Genomic DNA, 18,295 nt, shown 5'->3' on the forward strand with positions numbered 1-18,295 from the left:
ATACTTATGAGCTATTTAGAAACCACAAACGATGTTTACAAACAAGCCGCATTAACTCCAGAGGTGGGGCTTTGCTGTACTACCAACCCTATTTGGGAACTTCCAGGTCTTAAAATTCCTAAAATTATGCAGGAAATGAATTACGGATGCGGAAGCACTGTAAATGCTAGAGATCTTACCAACAACCCGAAAATGCTTTACGTAGGCGTTGGTGGCGGAATGGAGCTTTTGCAGTTTTCGTATTTTAATAGGCAAAAAAGTGGTGTAATTGGTGTTGATACAGTACCTGAAATGCTTGCCGCTTCTCAAAAAAATTTCAAGGATGCTGAAGCCATGAATCCGTGGTTTAAAAGTGAATTTGTTGAGTTAAAAAAAGGAGATGCCTTAAACCTTCCAGTGGAAGATAATTCAATTGATGTAGCTGCTCAGAATTGCCTTTTTAATATTTTTAAAGCTGAAGACCTTAAAAAAGCTATAGAAGAAATGTACCGTGTACTAAAGCCACATGGACGTTTGGTAATGAGCGACCCCACCTGTGAGCAACAAATGAACGAAACACTTCGTGAAGATTCACGCCTTCGTGCGCTTTGCCTAAGCGGCAGCCTTCCCATTGCAGAATATGTAAAAGCATTGACTGACGTAGGTTTTGGCACCATAGAAATCCGCGCCCGAAAACCCTATAGAATCCTTGACCCAAAAAACTATCCAACGGAGGAACTTATCTACATTGAATCTATTGAAGTTGCAGCTATAAAAGACCCTATGCCCGAAGACGGACCTTGTGTTTTTACAGGAAAAGCGGCTATTTATTATGGCATTGAAAATCATTTTGATGATAAAAAAGGGCATATTCTACTTAAAAACCAACCTTTGGCTGTATGTGATAAAACTGCTGCTGCCCTTGCCAGTTTAAACCGAGACGATATTTACATCAGTGAGTCTACCTTTCATTATGATGGTGGTGGATGTTGTTAAAACGTGTAATGAAGCATAGAATATCTCGTCTAAAAAAAACAAAAATATAACTAGTGGAAAAATATTTAAATATCTTTTTTGAATCCTATAAAGGATATTTTAATTATCTATGGCGTGAAATAACCCATTTTCACTGGGAAAACTATTTCTATGGATTAATCTTTGTTTCCCTTATTGTTTGGACTTTAGAAATTATTTTTCCATGGCGAAAAAATCAAAAAATTTTTAGAAAAGATTTTTGGCTGGACACTTTTTATATGTTCTTCAATTTCTTTTTACTGAATTTAATTGTGCTAATTTTCCTTTCAAACGCAACTGAAGCATTGTTTAATGATTTACTGGCTAAAGTTGGATTTTCGGTTGAAAGCTTTCAGGTTTTTGATGTAGCTACCCTACCTTTTGGGATAGGACTTTTACTATTTTTTCTTATTTCAGATTTTATTCAGTGGAATACCCATAGATTGCTTCATCGCCTTCCTTTTCTTTGGAATTTTCACAAATTACACCATTCTGTAAAAGAAATGGGCTTTGCGGCGCACCTTCGCTATCATTGGATGGAACCAATTGTATACAAATCGTTGTTGTACATTCCACTTGCTATTATCGGTGGCTTTGATGTGGAAGCTGTAGCCATTGTTCATTTTTCTGCGCTTGCCATTGGCCATCTTAATCACGCTAACCTTGGTTGGGATTATGGTTTTTTAAAATATATATTCAATAACCCAAAAATGCATATTTGGCATCATGCCAGAGTTTTGCCTAAAAAAGCCCAATATGGCGTTAATTTTGGCATCAGTTTAAGTGTTTGGGACTATCTTTTTAAAACAAATCACATTCCCCATGATGGGAGAGATATTGATTTAGGTTTTGAGGACGATCAAAATTTTCCAAAAAAATTTATTTCTCAAATACTTTATCCTCTTAAAACTAAAAGCTGATTTTTTCCGTAGGTTAACTAAACAAAATAACTAAAAATGAAAATCTTACTTAATTTTTCGACCCTCATTTTGGCTTCATTTATAATGCAAAGTTGCAATCTTCTTTCTGCAGCAGGCATTAGCAGTCAAGGCCAACCTACTAAGCAAGTGAAAACCACCTTAACTTCAACAACCGCAAATTCTGCTATAAATGTAGATCATTCAGCCTGGGATAAACTGCTAAAAAAATATGTGGCTGATAAAGGTCTTGTAGATTACAAGGGTTTTAAAAAGGAGCAAGACCAATTAGCCCAATATTTGAATATGCTTTCAGAAAAAAACCCAACCGACGCCTGGAGCGTACAGGAGCTACTGGCTTACTATATTAACCTCTACAATGCCGCAACCGTAAAACTAATTATTGAAAACTACCCACTAAAAAGCATTAAGGATATCAACGGAGCTTGGACAAAAGGACGGGTTAAAATTGGTGAAAATAAGCTGTCGTTAGGAGGAATTGAAAATGGAATTCTTCGGAAAATGAATGAACCAAGAATCCATTTTGCTATAAACTGCGCTTCGTTTTCTTGTCCCAAACTAATGAATGAAGCTTTTACCGCATCCAAAATTAATGAACAATTGGAGCGCGCTACTAAAGAATTTATCAATAGTGACAAAAACGATATTTCTGCTACAAATCCTAAGCTTTCATCTATTTTCGACTGGTATAAAAAAGATTTTGAAGTAAACGGAAAACAAGATGTAATAGGTTATATAAATCAATATGCTAGAACCAAAATCAATCGAGATGCAAAAATTGTATATAAAAATTACGATTGGAATTTAAATGAATTAAAATAAATTTTTAAAAGTAATAGGCAGATTTTTAATGATAAGCATCATCATTCCAGTTTTAAACGAAGCCAAAACATTAGCCGAATTTTTATCCTATCTCACGGAAAATATTTCTGATAAATATAAGGTTGAAATTATTTTAGTCGATGGTGGCAGTTTAGACAAAACCGTAGCAATCATTAATAAATTCGCTGAAAGCAGTTCAATTCCAGTTCAATTAATTTCTTCAGAAAAAAGCCGCGCAAAACAAATGAATCTTGGGTCTCGAAAAGCTACAGGCGAAATCTTATATTTTCTACATGCTGATTCTTATCCGCCTAAAAATTTTGATATCTATATTAATTCCGAAGTAAAAAAAGGAAATCCCGCAGGTTGTTTTAGAATGAAATTTAACACCAATCAGTGGGGGTTAAAAATTACAAGTTGGTTTACAAGATTTAATTGGCGTGTATGTCGTGGCGGCGATCAAAGTCAATTTATCACAAAACACCTTTTTGAAGAAATTGGTGGTTTTGATGAAAAATACATAATTTATGAAGATAATATTTTAATTAAAGAGCTCTATAACCGCAATAAATATGTAGTTATCCCACATACATTAACTACTTCTGCACGCCTGTATAACGAAAAAGGGGTTTGGACCCTTCAGTACCATTTTTTGATGATTCATTTAAAAAAATGGATGGGAGCTAACGCAGAGGAACTTCACAAATACTATTTAAAAAACATAAAAGCATAAGCCTACTTAAATCAACTAAGGTATCAATTTGCTGTGGTAAAATGCTTTTTTATAATTGCTTCTGCGGGTTTATTTTGAGGTGTAAACTGAGTGTTTTCAGCACCGCCTACCACTTCGTGTGCAATAAACCATTTCCAAAGAAACCCACCTGCAAACCACTCTTCTTTCCATAGAGTTTGGTATAATCCTGAAAGTAGGTTTATTTGAGCCTCCATATTTACAGCTGTCATTTCCCTATCGCTTTTCCAAGGTTCTTTCCCAGAAAAATCAACACTTCGGTAGCCATATTCCGTGAAAATTATTTTTTTATTTTCTATTTCGGAGAACGTTTTTAATTCCGTTTTCCATTGCTTCCAGCCTAAAATTGTTTCAGCAACCGTAGGCGTTTTTTCACCTGAAATTGGAAAGTAAGCATCTACCCCAATAAAGTCTAAAAGCTTCCAAAAGGGTACCCGCTTATATTCATCCCAATTGGCAGCATATGTGATTTTGCCTTTGTAAATGGCTCTAACTTCTACAATTAATTTTCGCCAATATTCAGGACGATGCGCAATAAAATTTTCTAGCTCAGTGCCAATACAGAATATTTCTACATTTTCAATTTCTGCAACTTTTGCGAAATCAATAATAAAATTCCGGTACGAAACTTCAAGTTGTAACCACTCTTCCTCCGAAGCCATTTTTAATAAACCAGTAAAAGCACCTCTATGAATCCAAATTTGAGGTTTTAGCATCACTTTTATGTCATTGGCATGAAGCATACTTATATATTGCTTAACACCCTGCTCTGTTTCACCATACCATTGGCGTTCTCGGTCATAGATAACTTCAGGATGTTCCAAACTTTTAATAAAAGCGAACGGCATTACAGCCGCATAATTGGCATGTATATTTTTTAAGGGAATAATATTTTGGGAGTTTACAGAATCGCCAGAAGCGACAAAACTCACGCCATTTATTTTTGAAATGTTTTTTTTAGCACTTATTTTTTCTAAAATATCAGATGTTGCTTCATCTGAAGTATCACGCTTTTGCGCACAACCACTAAAAATTGAAAAAATAAATAAACAGATTACAAAACGATAGATTATACGCATCTTTAAAAATATGACTGAATTTGAAGTTTTAATTTAGAATCAATGTAAATATTTTTTTTAACCTATCGCAATTGTAATTGTGTAAATTTATATGCGACTGAACAAAACAAGATTAAAAAAATTAATGGAGCACATCGTCATCATAGGTAACGGCATTGCAGGAATTACCGCAGCGCGACATATTAGAAAACTTTCTGATAAAAAAATCACGATTATTTCTGCTGAAGCGGATCATTTTTTCTCCCGAACTGCTTTGATGTATGTCTATATGGGCCATATGCGCTGGCAAGATATTGAACCATACGAATCTTGGTTTTGGAAAAAAAACAGATTAGAACTCAAAAATGCTTACGTTGAAACAGTTGACACCACTAACCAAACACTCCACTTTAAAGAAGGGGGGGCGTTAACTTACGACAAACTAATCCTTGCTACAGGTTCAACAACCAACTACTATAATTGGGAAGGGCAAGATTTAAAAGGTGTTCAAGGCTTAATTTCAAAACAAGATTTAGAAAATTTAGAAAAGTTTGCCCCTAACAACAAAGTTTGCCCACGTGCAGTGATTGTGGGTGGAGGCTTAATCGGTGTTGAAATGGCAGAAATGCTTAAAACTCGAACTATTGAAGTAACAATGCTCGTGCGCGAAAGTGCTTTTTGGTCTGGAGTCCTTCCGAAACCAGAAGCTGAAATGATTTCTCGCCATATCCTATCGCATGGTGTAGATCTCCGCCACAGTGAGGAACTTGATAAAATTTTAAGTGATGCCAACGGAAATGTTCGCGCAGTACGCACCAAAAGTGGAGAAGAAATTTCTTGTAATCTTGTAGGAATTACTACAGGCGTAAAACCACAAATTTCATTTTTGGAAGGCTCGTCTATTGAAACTGACAGAGGTATTTTGGTAAACCGAATGCTTGAAACTAACATTAAAAACATATATGCCATAGGCGATTGCGCGCAACAACGAGAAGCAATCGGCAACCGAGCCCCCGTAGAAGCCGTTTGGTATACAGGCAGAATGATGGGGGAAGCACTTGCACAAACTATTTGCGGGAAGCCTTTTGAATATAACCCTGGAAATTGGTTCAATAGCGCTAAATTTTTTGATATTGAATATCAAACGTATGGCTGGGTTTTTTCTGAAAGAAGAAAGAAAGATTATGAAGCACAATTTCACTGGAAATGTACAAGTGATTTAAGATGTATTACAATTTCATATAATAAAGATAACAACGAATTTTTAGGAATAAACACTTTCGGAATAAGAATGAGGCATGACGTTTTTGACCGCTGGCTTAATGAAAAAAGAAGTTTTGAGTATGTCCTAAAAAACTTAAAAGAAGCCAACTTTGATCCTGAATTTTATAAAAAATATGAAAAAGAAATTGAAACTGAATACAACAAAAACCTTATAAGCGCCTAATCCATGAGCACCCTACAAAGAAATATGTCGCTTACAGGCGAACCACCAAAAACAATAAATACCCAACAAAAACTGGCTACACTACTAGGCATGTCGGGTCTGTTTATTTTGGTTTTGGCAGCATTTAATATCGATTTTCCTTATAAATCGGTCTGGCTCACAATTTCTTTAGGCTCAATCATCGGAGGCGTAGTTTGGTTTGCAAGAGTTGCTTATGCAACTAAGCATGAAGGCATAAAAAACGATGGAGTTTGGTTTAAATCTATTTCAAGTCGTGGTTTTCTAGCATGGCTTTCCGGAATCGCTTTAACTGGTTTTTATATAGTTTTATATTTCTTTCCACACTATTTAGGGCTTTCAAAAGAAGGCAGTAATACAGGTCTTATTGCGTTTTTCGACCCCCTAAGCAACCTACTAAATGGAGGCCCCGCAAGCCAATGGTTTGTTTATGGAACACTTTATACCGTTGCTATTATCTCCTTCGGAATTAAATTTCTTTGGAAATACAAACACAACCGATACGAACGTTTACGCACTTTTTCAGTAATGTTTTTTCAACTTGGTTTTGCATTTATCATCCCAGAATTGATGGCGCGATTAAACACAGATACTTTTTCCATCCCGTATTATGATTTAAAAAATATCTGGCCCCTTAATTACTATAATTTTGAACAATATCGTGTCGATCAATTTATTTCTTCAGGAAATATTGGCCTTGCATTATTAATTTTTGGAGTACTTTCAATTTTGGTAATTACGCCAATTTTAACCTATAAATACGGGAAACGCTGGTATTGTAGTTGGGTTTGTGGCTGTGGAGGTCTAGCCGAAACTGCTGGAGACCCATTTCGCCATTTAAGCGATAAACGCATGGTGGCTTGGAAAGTGGAGCGCTGGGTTATACACAGTGTTTTGGTTTTTGTGGTCTTGATGACAACAGCCGTAATACACAGTTATTTGGGGGATGACACCTCAAAATACTGGCTTACAAAAGATACTTTACTAATTTCGGTTGCTACACTTTTAACAATAGTGTTTGTAGGAACTTGGATTTTTAAAAGAGAAGAATTAAAAAAAGATGCTCGTTTAGGAGCTATTGGGTATTTCGTAATTATAATTGCACTAATAGGTTTTCACTACTTTTCAGGAAAAACCTTATTTCTCTTTGAAGCAGAAACACTTCGAAAAACGTATGGGTTTTTAATTGGCTCTATTTTTAGTGGCGTTATTGGGACTGGCTTCTACCCCATTTTTGGAAGTCGTGTGTGGTGTCGTTTTGGCTGCCCCATGGCTGCAATTTTAGGATTTCAGCAACGCCTATTTTCAAAATTTAGAATTACAACTAATGGCGGTCAATGTATTTCTTGTGGAAATTGTTCTACCCATTGCGAAATGGGAATCGATGTGCGTGCGTATGCGCAAAAAGGTGAAAATATTGTACGTTCTAGTTGTGTTGGTTGCGGAATCTGCTCTGCCGTGTGCCCACGGGGAGTTTTAAAACTTGAAAACGGTCCATTAGAAAAACGTATTGATAGCAACGAGGTTTTACTAGGCAATGATTTAGATTTAATGAATTATGTGAATACTAAATAATAAAGGTTTTATAATCAAATAGTCCCTTTTAATTCTATTTTTCTGAAATTCGCAATCCATAAATTCAGTAGTTTTTAATGACCAAAAATATTAAAGTAATCATCCCCGCTTATAATGAAGAAAAATCTATTGGAAAAGTCATTGAAGCGATTCCAAATAGTGTTTCAGAGATTATTGTAGTTAATAATAACTCTACCGATTCTACTGCTGAAGTAGCAACAAAAGCTGGCGCTAGAGTACTTTTTGAGCCAAATGCGGGCTATGGAAATGCTTGCTTAAAAGGAATGGACTATATATCTGGCTTAGATTCCGATAAGCAACCAGACATTATAGTCTTTCTGGATGGTGATTATAGTGATTATCCTTCTGAATTGACTAAAATTGTTGCGCCTATTATTGAAGAGAATATAGATTTTGTAGTTGGCGCACGAATAAAAAAGTTACGCGAAGACGGATCGATGACATTTCCGCAACGCTTCGGAAATAAGCTGGCTACTTCATTGATGACGCTATTTTTCGGATCTACATTTACAGACCTTGGACCCTTTCGCGCTATTAAATACGACAAACTTCTAGCCTTAGAAATGCAAGACAAAACATATGGCTGGACGGTAGAAATGCAACTAAAAGTTTTAAAAAAGAAATTCACTTATGTTGAAATACCTGTAAATTATAGAAACCGAATAGGTGTTTCAAAAGTTTCGGGTACAGTAAAAGGTGCTATCTTTGCTGGCATTAAAATACTAAGCTGGATTATAAAATACAGTTTCAAAAAATGATTCTTGAATCTATAATCATCATAATTTATTCTATTGCCCTTCTCCTCATATTTATGTATGCTTTGGCGCAATTAAACCTGCTTTTTAATTATCTAAAAGCACGAAAAAAACAGCAAGCAGGGCCAACATTCAATTTTTCTAATGAAAAAGAAATTCCATTAGTTACCATTCAGTTACCAGTTTACAACGAACTTTATGTAATGGATCGGCTGTTAAAAAACATTGCTAAAATAGATTATCCTTCAGAAAAGTTAGAAATACAAGTACTTGACGATAGTACAGATGAATCACTTACAGAAACAGCAATACACATTCGCGAACTTCAGAAAACGGGTTTAGACATAAAACATATTACTAGAGAAAATCGGGAGGGTTTTAAAGCGGGAGCCTTAAAAGAAGGGTTGATAACTGCGAAAGGGGAATATATTGCAATTTTTGATGCCGATTTTCTTCCGAAGAAAAACTGGTTAAAAAATACAATACCATATTTTAAAGATCCAGAAATAGGAGTGGTTCAAACCCGTTGGGGACACTTAAACCGTGAATATTCACTCCTAACACGAATACAAGCTTTTGCGTTAGACGCACATTTTACGCTAGAACAAGTAGGTAGAAATAGCAAAGGACATTTTATAAACTTCAACGGAACTGCAGGTGTTTGGAGAAAAGAGTGCATCCTCGATGCCGGAAATTGGGAAGGCGATACCCTTACCGAAGATTTAGATCTAAGTTATAGAGCCCAGCTAAAAAAATGGAAATTTAAGTATTTAGAGGAAGTGGTAACGCCCGCAGAACTCCCCATGGTAATTAGCGCAGCACGTTCACAGCAATTTAGATGGAACAAAGGAGGAGCAGAAAACTTTCAAAAAATGGCCTGGCGGGTTTTTAAAAACAAGGATGTCTCACTAAAAACTAAAATACATAGCTTTCTGCACTTATTAAACAGCACTATGTTTTTGAATATTTTAATCGTTGCCATTCTTAGCATTCCTATGCTGTATATTAAAAATGAGTACGACCATTTAAAAGTTTACTTTTTTGCGATGAGCTTTTTTGTAATAAGCACCCTCATCTTTTTTATCTGCTATTGGTTTACTTTTAAAACTATTTATGGTGGAGGGTTTAAACAATTTTTGAAATATTTCGGAATGTTTTTTGCCTTTTTTTCTGTAGCCATGGGATTTTCATTGCATAATTCTATAGCCGTTCTGGAAGGACATTTTGGAAAACGAAGTGACTTTATTCGAACTCCAAAATTTAATATCGATAGCTTAAAAGGCAGTTGGAAAGACAATAAATACGTAACCAAAAACATTTCATCAAGTGTAATTATTGAAGGAATTTTAATGCTTTATTTTGCTTTTGGAATGTATAGCGCTTTTATTGTAGGCAATCAAGGAGGCGATTTTGGTTTGTTTCCTTTTCACCTAATGCTTTGTGTTGGATTTGGGTTTGTATTTTTCTCCTCTTTGAAGTCTCCTGATTAGCATGTTTATTTTCTTGTGGATGAAATGAATTGCTGGGGAGTCATTAATTCCAATTTTTTGAATTGCCGGTTAAAATAGCTCACATTATTAAACCCTGATTTAAATGCAATTTCAGAAATAAGCATATTTTTATTTTCTTTCATCAACCTTTTAGCAAATTTAATTTTTTCAGAATTCATAAAATCTATTGGTGAAATTCCCAAGGTGTTTTTAAATTTCTTATGAAAACTCGAAGAACTCATATAGGCTTTCGCAGCCAATTGCTCAACATTTATACTGCGGTCGGTTAAATTTTCTTTTATATACTTTACTACAGTACCAATTCGGGTATCATTAAAAACATCTAAGGGATCATTTAGAATACTTTGCTTGGCTTTTGTTTGAAGTAACCGAACGATTAATTCCTGAATCATTAAATCTAACAATACATCTTTTGAAGTTGAATTGTGTGTAAATGTTGTAAGCAATCGGTCTATTAAATAATTTACTTCTAATTGATTTGTTAAATGTGAGGCAGCGACTTTATCTAAATTCCAATTGTTGTTTTCGTCTTCAATAGCCACTAATTGATTGAACTTAAAAGCAACTTCATTTATTTTTTCAGGATCAATACCTAATGCCAAACATTGGGTTGGACTTTCAGGACTTGCAATTGGAAAATCGATAATCATCTCCTCATTGGCAGGCATTACTACAGACTCTCCTGGTAAAAATTCAAAATCGGCCATGTTTTTTAGGTGCATAATTTTTTTTCCAGTAAGCATACTTGCTATTATAGGAAACTCGAATGTAAGCGAAATCTTTTCTGCCACTTTATGAGTTTCAAAAACATTAAGCTCTGCATAAGCTGCATTATAAGTGGTGCGATTTTCTACCAGAGTATAAATTTTACGGCTCGCTCTATGTCTTCGAAGGGAATGATTCATACTCAATATTACGAAAAAAACAGCTATTCCAGACACAAATACAGAAATGTGCTATGTTTTGACAGAATCGTTCAATTAATTATTGAATTATCAAAATATCTTTAGAAAAATTATAGTAATCACATTATTAACCTTTTAAAATTATTTTTTATGAGCAATATTCAAACAGCTACAGGAAAAACATTTGAAAAACCAACATTTAAAGATACCTACGACAATTTTATAGGTGGTAAATGGGTTGCACCTACAAAGGGTGAATACTTTGAAAGCATATCGCCTGTAGATGGAAATACATTTACAAAAGTAGCGCGTTCAACCGAAGAAGATATAGATAAAGCTATTGATGCCGCATGGGAAGCAGCAACAAGTTGGAATAAGACATCTGCAACCGTAAGAAGTAATATGCTCCTTAAAATAGCCGATAAAATTGAACAAAATATTGAGATTTTGGCACTAGCTGAAACATGGGATAACGGGAAACCTTTACGGGAAACTACGGCTGCCGATCTTCCGTTGGCGGTAGATCATTTTCGGTATTTTGCAGGAGTAATTCGTGCTGAGGAGGGTGGAGCTAGTGAACTTGATGAAAATACCGTCTCCCTTAATATCTGGGAGCCATTAGGTGTGGTAGGGCAAATAATACCCTGGAATTTCCCACTTTTAATGGCAACTTGGAAGCTTGCACCAGCTTTAGCTGCAGGAAACTGTGTTGTATTAAAACCCGCAGAACAAACCCCTGTAGGCATCATGATTCTTGCAGAATTAATACAAGATATACTTCCTGCAGGCGTATTAAACATTGTAAATGGATTTGGCCTAGAAGCAGGAAAACCTTTAGCATCAAGTTCGCGAATTAATAAAATTGCTTTTACTGGCGAAACAACTACAGGTCAGTTAATAATGCAATATGCTTCAAAAAATATCATTCCAGTTACTTTAGAGCTTGGTGGGAAATCCCCAAATATCTTCTTTAAAAGCATCATGGATGCTGATGATGACTTTTTCGATAAAGCAATTGAAGGCGCGGTGCTTTTCGCATTTAACCAAGGGGAGGTTTGTACAAGTCCATCACGAATTTTGATAGAAGAAAGTATCTATGAAGACTTTATAACCCGTGTTGTTGAACGAACAAAAGCAATAAAAATTGGTCATCCTTTAGATCCAGAAACCATGATGGGAGCACAAGCATCTAGCGACCAATTTGAAAAAATATTAAACTATCTTAAAATTGGAAAAGAAGAAGGGTGTGAAGTATTAACCGGAGGTGATGCTGCATACAATGAAGGCTTAGAAGGGGGCTATTATGTGCAACCAACCATTTTTAAAGGCAATAATAAAATGAGAGTCTTTCAAGAAGAAATATTCGGTCCTGTGGTATGTGTAACCACCTTTAAAGATGAAAAAGAAGCAATTGAAATAGCAAACGATACATTATATGGCTTAGGCGCTGGTGTATGGACACGCGATATGCACCAAGCTTATCAAGTTGCAAGGCAAGTTAAAGCGGGTCGCGTTTGGGTAAATAATTATCATGCATATCCAGCGCACGCTCCTTTTGGTGGTTATAAAAAATCTGGAATTGGGCGAGAAAACCATAAAATGATGTTAGATCATTACCGACAAACCAAAAACATGCTAATCTCCTATGATAAAAAGAAACTAGGCTTCTTTTAATTGTTATTTATAAATGCATGGTGTCCTTGCAATTAAACCGCAAGGGCACCATTATTAATTTTTAAAATCATAAACTATGTTAAAGCGCGTAGAAATTACAAAAAGAGCCGCTGAAGTTTTACAGACATTAAAAGAAAAACATGGAGAATTAATCTTTCATCAGAGTGGGGGTTGTTGTGATGGGTCCGCCCCAATGTTAATGAAGAAAGATGAGTTTTATCTTGATGCAAATGATATTCAACTTGGTATTGTTGAAAAAGTAAACTTTTATATGAGCAAAGATCAGTATGCGTATTGGAAACACACTCATTTAACGGTAGATATTACAAAAGGTAGAGGCGCAAGTTTTTCTTTAGAAATACCTTTAGGGCTTCGTTTTTTAATAAACTCAAGGTTATTTACAGAAAAGGAAAAAGATTATTTCACTAAAACCGACTTTTTGGAAAGCAGAAAAAAACACATTGTTTAGTATCTTAGTGCTTCAAAAATGAAGCAAATGTATCCACCTCCACATCATCAATCTGATAAAATCTCTAAAATGATTTCGGTAATCAAGCAATTTCCTTTGGGAATGTTGGTTACGGCAAAGGAGGAAAAACCATTTATAACCCACATTCCGTTTCTTTATAATGAAAGTACCCAGAAGCTGGTTGCGCATATAGACCGTAATAACCCACAATCGGAAACATTACAAGATAATGCGGAAGTTTTAGTAGTATTTAAAGGTCCAGACAGCTACATTTCGCCTAGCGTTTATACCACACCGCAATTACCTACTTGGAATTATATTATTGTTCATCTAACTGGAATAATTAAATTAATTCACGAACCCGAGGCAGCAAAGCAAACAATGGTTGCTATGACCGAGTTTTTGGAAGGAGAAACACAAAAATTTATTCTAAAAAAAGACGATTTAAGAATGGATCGCTTAATAAATTATATACAGGCATTTGAAATTGAAATAACCAATTGGGAAGGGAAATTTAAACTTTCGCAAGATAAAAACACTCCCGATTTTGAATATGCGAAACAGGAATTAATAAAAAAATCCAGAAAGGATATCTCTGGATTTATTAATGAAATTTATAAATAAAATAGACTCACATAGTATTAATCTTGTTTTTATTTTAAATACCCCTTAATCTCCTCAAAATCCAAACCACCATAATTACCACTACTCATTAAAAGCAAGCACGTATTTTCATAATCCTGTGAAAAAAGATAGGTTTTAAAATCTGCTGGGTTGGTGAAAACCACTAAATCATCACGATCAAAAGCTGCATCAATCTGCGCTCCTTTTATTTCTTCCAACTGTTTTATCATCACCGCATGTGGTGAATAAAAAACTACGGCGGTATCTGCTGCATCTAGCGTTCCTTTGTATTCCTTTAAAAACTCAGGGTTTAGGCTGCTATACGTATGCAATTCCAAGCAAGCTACTAATTTTCTATCAGGGTATTGACTTTTTACAGCCTCGGTAGTCGCCTTCACTTTGCTTGGTGAATGGGCATAATCTTTATAAGCCACTGCGGTTTTGGTTTCAGTAATTTTTTCAAGACGTTTGCTGGCTCCTTTAAAGGTCGCGATTGCTTCATAAAAATCTTCCGCATCAACACCCATTAATTGGCAAATCCATCGTGCGCCTTCAAGATTGTTTAAGTTGTGTTTTCCAAAAATTTCAACAGGCATTGGCCCTTCAGGAGTTTCTAAAAGTGTAATTCCCTTTTCAACTGAATAGGTAGGGGTTTGGTATGGATATTTTTTTATGTGATTGGTTGAGTTTTCAACCACACGTTTTACTTCCGTGTCTTCCTCATTATAAATTATAGCACCCCCATTGGTAATTTCATTTAGAAATATTTCAAACTGCTCCACATAGTTTTCATAGGTTGGAAAAACATTAATATGATCCCAAGCAATCCCGCTTAAAAGTGCAATATTGGGTTTATATAGGTGAAATTTGGGACGACGATCTATGGGCGACGAAAGGTATTCATCGCCTTCAATAACCATAAAATCTGCAGTATCGGTTATTTTAACCATGGTATCAAAACCTTCCAGCTGTGCGCCAACCATATAATCTACTTCCTTACCATTATAATTCATAACGTGTAAAATCATAGAAGTAATAGTGGTTTTTCCGTGTGAACCGCCAATAACAACACGTGTTTTATTTTTCGATTGTTCGTACAGAAATTCAGGGTAGCTGTATATTTTTAGTCCGAGTTCTTTCGCTTTTAAAAGTTCTGAATTATTTTCTTTGGCGTGCATTCCAAGAATTACAGCATCAATATCTGTTGTTAATTTTTCTGGAAACCAACCTTCTTTTTCGGGTAAAAGACCTTTACTTTTAAGTCTACTTCGTGAAGGTTCAAAAATGGCATCATCACTTCCAGTTATCTGTTCTCCTTTTTGGTGTAGTGCCAACGCAAGGTTGTGCATCGCGCTGCCACCAATGGCTATAAAATGAATTTTCATATTTTAATTGAAAAGTTTATGTAAAGATACTTTTTCTAAATCTTAATTAAAGTGCCATGATTAGGGATTTTTCTTGAAGTGCTTCTTTAAAATCGGCTCGATCCACCAAAGCTTTATTTATCCAAGTAAGTGCAATTTCTTTTTTACCCAGATTTTTATAAATCTGCGCCAATCGGTAATACGCCCAATCTTTAGGAACACCATCTTTTATCGAATAATTAGCCAAATACTGACTTAAACATGCAATCCCGTATGCCGAATCTAAATTATATTGTGCCGAAATCTTCCCGATTTGATAATTCAACTGGTTGCGTTTATGAATTTTTAAAGCTTTTGAAGTTGTTTCTAACGCTTGTTGAGGTTGATTATTTTTTTCATAAAGACTGGAAAGTTTTTCATAGGTATGTGCAGAACCGCCAACCTCAATAGCTTTTTTGTAATACCGTTCCGCATCTATAGGTCTGTCAGTATATTCTGCAATATATCCATTAGCGAGATAGCCATCAACTTCTGAGATTTTGCCCAATTCGTTAGCATAGCTGATTGCTTTGTTTTCACTTCCGCCAAAAATTCCAGGGAGTTGAATATAAAACTCCACCAACGCCCAACGGGTTTCTATGTGTTTTGGGTCGAGCTTTGCCGCTGCTTCAAATTCATTTTTAATAGCGCCAATATAAGTTACAGCACGAATTTTGCTTAATGACATTGCCTTCATCCCCATAGCACCACCATATTTAAAATGATAGTTGGCGTTGGTAACCTCCGCATTCACTAAAACTTTGTAATATGAAATTGCAGTATCCCATTCTTTGGAATAAGCCGCGATGTCGCCCAAATATTCGCGTGTTTTTTTATCGTTTGGATGTTGTTTTAAGAAATTTTCAAAAATAGGTTTTGCTTGGTTGAATTTTTCCTGTTTGAAATATGCTTCGGCTTGTTTATAGTTGATTTGGGCAACTATACTCAGGGGAAGGAGGAATAAAATAAGTGTTGTTTTACAGAAATAACTAATCAAATTCAAAATTTTAAGGTTCTACCCTTCGTCTGCGCTCAGGGTGACAAATTAAAAAAAACACTAAATGCTACTGAACACTGCCTACTTTTTCCCCGGCGGATATTTAGCAAGAATTTTTTGAATTACAGCAATATAATACGCTTCCTTTTGTAGTGGCGTTGCACGTTCTTTCATTTCGCCATCGGCAACAGCTTGCCAAACAAGATCGTCTTTTTCTGTGTCAATAAAATCTATAGTCAATTGTTGGTTTATAACTTTTCCGCCAATGGGAATTCCGCCGCTAACACCAACGCCCAAATTACCACCACCGCCTCCAATACCAATACCGATGGTGTTGCGTGAGTTTGAAAGGTTTTCTCTTGCAAAAAAATTGATATACAATTGTGGTGTTTTGCTTTTTATAAAGCCGCGTTGTTGCATTAAACTATCGGTAATTTGCATAATGCGGTTATCATCCAACTCATTAAGACCAGAGTCTATCGTTGGAAAATAATTATAGCTGTTGTATTTTGAAAAATCTATTTTCTTGTCATAATCTACAGCAACGGTAGTGCCGCAAGAGACAAGAAATATGCTAAGTATAAAAATAGTAAGTAGCTTCATTGCGTTTATCTTTTCATTAAAAATACGCAAAAATGATGCCTTTAGTTTTAAAATATGCTTAAAATATTCGCTAAAGCTTTTTTACACTTCAACTTCGGGTTTTTAATTAAGCATCGCCCAAAGTTTATCTTTCAGTTCGGTCAATCCTTGGTGAGCAACAGATGAAATAAATAGATATGGAATTCCCTTAAATTCTTTATCTAAAACCTGCTTCATTTCGGCTTTTAGCTCATCGTCTAGCATATCGCTTTTACTAATGGCTACCAAACGTTCCTTATCTAATAATTGCGGATTGTAACGGCGTAACTCGTCCACCAAAACCTCGTATTGTTCTTTAATGTCTGGTGCATCTGCGGGAACTAAGAATAACAGGGTAGAATTTCGTTCTATATGTCGAAGAAACCTATGACCAATCCCCTTGCCTTCGGCAGCACCTTCAATAATTCCAGGGATATCTGCCACTACAAAGGTTTTAAAGTCACGGTATTCCACAATCCCCAAGTTGGGCTTTAGGGTTGTAAATTCATAATTGGCAATTTTTGGTTTTGCTGCGGTAATTACGGAAAGCAAAGTGGATTTTCCAGCATTGGGAAAACCTACCAAACCTACATCAGCAAGTATTTTTAGCTCAAGGATTATATCTGCCTCCAGACCTTCTTCACCAGGTTGTGAGTAGCGAGGGGTTTGATTGGTTGCGGTTTTAAAATGCGCATTTCCTAATCCCCCACGGCCCCCTTTGGCAACAATTTTTTCTTCACCATCTTCGGTGAGTTCAAAAAGTATTTCTTCGGTTTCCTTATCACGAATCACGGTGCCAAGTGGCACTTCAATATAGGCATCGGCACCATCAGCGCCGGTACTTGTTTGCTTACTTCCGTGCGCGCCGTGTTCGGCTTTAAAGTGTCTTTTAAATTTAAGATGGTAAAGCGTCCAAAGGTTTTTATTCGCCTTGACAATTACGTGACCTCCACGGCCGCCATCACCCCCATCGGGCCCACCTTTGGGAATGTATTTTTCCCGCCTCATGTGCTTACTACCTTGACCTCCTTTTCCGGAAGTAACATGGATCTTTACGTAATCTACAAAATTGCCTTCAGTCACTTTTTAGTATTATTTATTGCTATTCTTTAATTTGGAAATACTACAATTTATCAATAACCTCACTTAAGCGTTCGGTAATTTCTGTAATGCTTCCTACGCCATCAACTCCAAAATATTTATCTTGGTTTTCGTAATAGTTTTTTAGAATTGCGGTTTCGTTATAATACACTTTTATACGATTACGGATAATACTTTCATCGGCATCATCTGCTCTACCACTGGTTTTACCTCTTTCTAAAAGGCGTTTTACCAATACCTCATCATCCACTTCTAAAGCTACCATTGCGTTAATTTGCGAATCCTTATCGTCCATTAAATGCCCCAATGCTTCTGCTTGCGCTTCAGTACGAGGAAAACCATCAAATATAAACCCATTCGCATCTGGATTTTTATCCACTTCATTGCTAAGCATATCGATGGTAATTTCATCTGGCACCAATTTTCCTTTGTTCATAAAGGATTTAGCCAGGTTTCCTAAGTCTGTTTCATTCTTGATATTGAATCTAAAAACGTCGCCTGTAGAGATATGTACCAAATTATACTTTTCTTTCAAAAAATTAGCCTGTGTGCCTTTCCCTGCACCGGGAGGGCCAAACAAAATTATATTAGTCATGTATGAAGTTTAATGAA

The 18,295-nt window shown here is 35.7% G+C and carries 17 protein-coding genes and 1 pseudogene; 11 read left to right on the top strand and 7 right to left on the bottom strand.

Translation table 11 applies throughout. The annotated features are described in order from the left end of the window. Nucleotides 1–6: 6 nt before the first annotated feature. From arsM to ABJ955_RS03160, 4 genes are read left to right on the top strand one after another with little or no spacing between them, the layout of a single operon-like run. Nucleotides 7–975: an arsenosugar biosynthesis arsenite methyltransferase ArsM gene (gene arsM / locus ABJ955_RS03145; RefSeq protein WP_347373149.1), complete on the top strand. Its 969-nt coding sequence runs from the start codon at nt 7–9 to the stop codon at nt 973–975. 53 nt (nt 976–1,028) lie between these two features. Continuing rightward, nucleotides 1,029–1,913 (top strand): sterol desaturase family protein, encoded by an 885-nt coding sequence (locus ABJ955_RS03150; protein WP_347373150.1) that lies wholly within the window; start codon nt 1,029–1,031, stop codon nt 1,911–1,913. 36 nt (nt 1,914–1,949) lie between these two features. Then, entirely contained in the window at nt 1,950–2,753 is an 804-nt protein-coding gene (locus ABJ955_RS03155; protein ID WP_347373151.1) for a DUF547 domain-containing protein, read from the top strand. A 28-nt stretch (nt 2,754–2,781) separates the two neighbouring features. Further along, the gene (locus ABJ955_RS03160) at nt 2,782–3,486 is read left to right on the top strand and encodes a TIGR04283 family arsenosugar biosynthesis glycosyltransferase (protein ID WP_347373152.1); all 705 of its coding nucleotides are present in this window, start codon (nt 2,782–2,784) and stop codon (nt 3,484–3,486) included. A gap of 23 nt (nt 3,487–3,509) precedes the next feature. Here the strand turns inward: ABJ955_RS03160 and ABJ955_RS03165 are convergent, their stop codons facing one another. Next, nucleotides 3,510–4,583, bottom strand: coding sequence for a glycoside hydrolase (locus ABJ955_RS03165; protein ID WP_347373153.1), 1,074 nt, complete (start codon nt 4,581–4,583; stop codon nt 3,510–3,512). Nucleotides 4,584–4,707: 124 nt separating this feature from the next. On the opposite strand from ABJ955_RS03165, the gene ABJ955_RS03170 reads away from it, so the two are divergent. The 4 genes from ABJ955_RS03170 to ABJ955_RS03185 all read left to right on the top strand — a co-directional run bounded on the left by ABJ955_RS03170 (nt 4,708) and on the right by ABJ955_RS03185 (nt 9,868). Next, entirely contained in the window at nt 4,708–6,009 is a 1,302-nt protein-coding gene (locus tag ABJ955_RS03170) for an FAD/NAD(P)-binding oxidoreductase (protein WP_347373154.1), read from the top strand. Between the two features lie 3 nt (nt 6,010–6,012). Continuing rightward, nucleotides 6,013–7,602, top strand: a complete 1,590-nt coding sequence (locus ABJ955_RS03175) for a 4Fe-4S dicluster domain-containing protein (RefSeq protein WP_347373155.1) — start codon at nt 6,013–6,015, stop codon at nt 7,600–7,602. Nucleotides 7,603–7,679: 77 nt separating this feature from the next. Then, nucleotides 7,680–8,381 carry a glycosyltransferase family 2 protein gene (locus ABJ955_RS03180; RefSeq protein ID WP_347373156.1) on the top strand — a complete coding sequence of 234 codons (702 nt, stop codon included), beginning with the start codon at nt 7,680–7,682 and terminating at the stop codon, nt 8,379–8,381. Further along, nucleotides 8,378–9,868 carry a cellulose synthase family protein gene (locus ABJ955_RS03185; protein WP_347373157.1) on the top strand — a complete coding sequence of 497 codons (1,491 nt, stop codon included), beginning with the start codon at nt 8,378–8,380 and terminating at the stop codon, nt 9,866–9,868. Before ABJ955_RS03180 ends, ABJ955_RS03185 begins: the two co-directional genes overlap by 4 nt. A 5-nt stretch (nt 9,869–9,873) precedes the next feature. On the opposite strand, the gene ABJ955_RS03190 is transcribed toward ABJ955_RS03185, so the two are convergent. Continuing rightward, nucleotides 9,874–10,794: an AraC family transcriptional regulator gene (locus ABJ955_RS03190; protein ID WP_347373158.1), complete on the bottom strand. Its 921-nt coding sequence runs from the start codon at nt 10,792–10,794 to the stop codon at nt 9,874–9,876. A gap of 150 nt (nt 10,795–10,944) precedes the next feature. Between ABJ955_RS03190 and ABJ955_RS03195 the strand changes: the two genes are divergently transcribed. From ABJ955_RS03195 to ABJ955_RS03205, 3 genes are all read left to right on the top strand, one after another. Next, the gene (locus tag ABJ955_RS03195; protein WP_347373159.1) at nt 10,945–12,468 is read left to right on the top strand and encodes an aldehyde dehydrogenase family protein; all 1,524 of its coding nucleotides are present in this window, start codon (nt 10,945–10,947) and stop codon (nt 12,466–12,468) included. Nucleotides 12,469–12,544: 76 nt separating this feature from the next. After that, the gene (locus ABJ955_RS03200; protein ID WP_347373160.1) at nt 12,545–12,937 is read left to right on the top strand and encodes a DUF779 domain-containing protein; all 393 of its coding nucleotides are present in this window, start codon (nt 12,545–12,547) and stop codon (nt 12,935–12,937) included. An 18-nt stretch (nt 12,938–12,955) separates the two neighbouring features. Beyond that, nucleotides 12,956–13,561 carry an FMN-binding negative transcriptional regulator gene (locus tag ABJ955_RS03205; RefSeq protein ID WP_347373161.1) on the top strand — a complete coding sequence of 202 codons (606 nt, stop codon included), beginning with the start codon at nt 12,956–12,958 and terminating at the stop codon, nt 13,559–13,561. Nucleotides 13,562–13,590: 29 nt separating this feature from the next. Here ABJ955_RS03205 and ABJ955_RS03210 read toward each other — a convergent pair whose 3' ends face one another. The 5 genes and pseudogenes from ABJ955_RS03210 to ABJ955_RS03230 all read right to left on the bottom strand — a co-directional run. Further along, nucleotides 13,591–14,946 (bottom strand): Mur ligase family protein, encoded by a 1,356-nt coding sequence (locus ABJ955_RS03210; protein ID WP_347373162.1) that lies wholly within the window; start codon nt 14,944–14,946, stop codon nt 13,591–13,593. A gap of 46 nt (nt 14,947–14,992) precedes the next feature. Continuing rightward, entirely contained in the window at nt 14,993–15,967 is a 975-nt protein-coding gene (locus tag ABJ955_RS03215; protein WP_347373163.1) for a tetratricopeptide repeat protein, read from the bottom strand. 75 nt (nt 15,968–16,042) lie between these two features. Next, complete coding sequence (locus tag ABJ955_RS03220) at nt 16,043–16,564, bottom strand: DUF4136 domain-containing protein (RefSeq protein ID WP_347373164.1); 522 nt, start codon at nt 16,562–16,564, stop codon at nt 16,043–16,045. Between the two features lie 102 nt (nt 16,565–16,666). Continuing rightward, on the bottom strand, nt 16,667–17,665 hold the full coding sequence (gene obgE, locus ABJ955_RS03225; protein WP_347373165.1) for a GTPase ObgE: 999 nt from the start codon (nt 17,663–17,665) through the stop codon (nt 16,667–16,669). 40 nt (nt 17,666–17,705) lie between these two features. Next, nucleotides 17,706–18,281 (bottom strand): annotated as a pseudogene (locus ABJ955_RS03230) (adenylate kinase); the annotation flags it as partial. Between the last annotated feature and the right edge of the window lie 14 nt (nt 18,282–18,295).

Source organism: Aequorivita sp. Q41, from assembly GCF_039831855.1.
GTDB lineage: Bacteria > Bacteroidota > Bacteroidia > Flavobacteriales > Flavobacteriaceae > Aequorivita.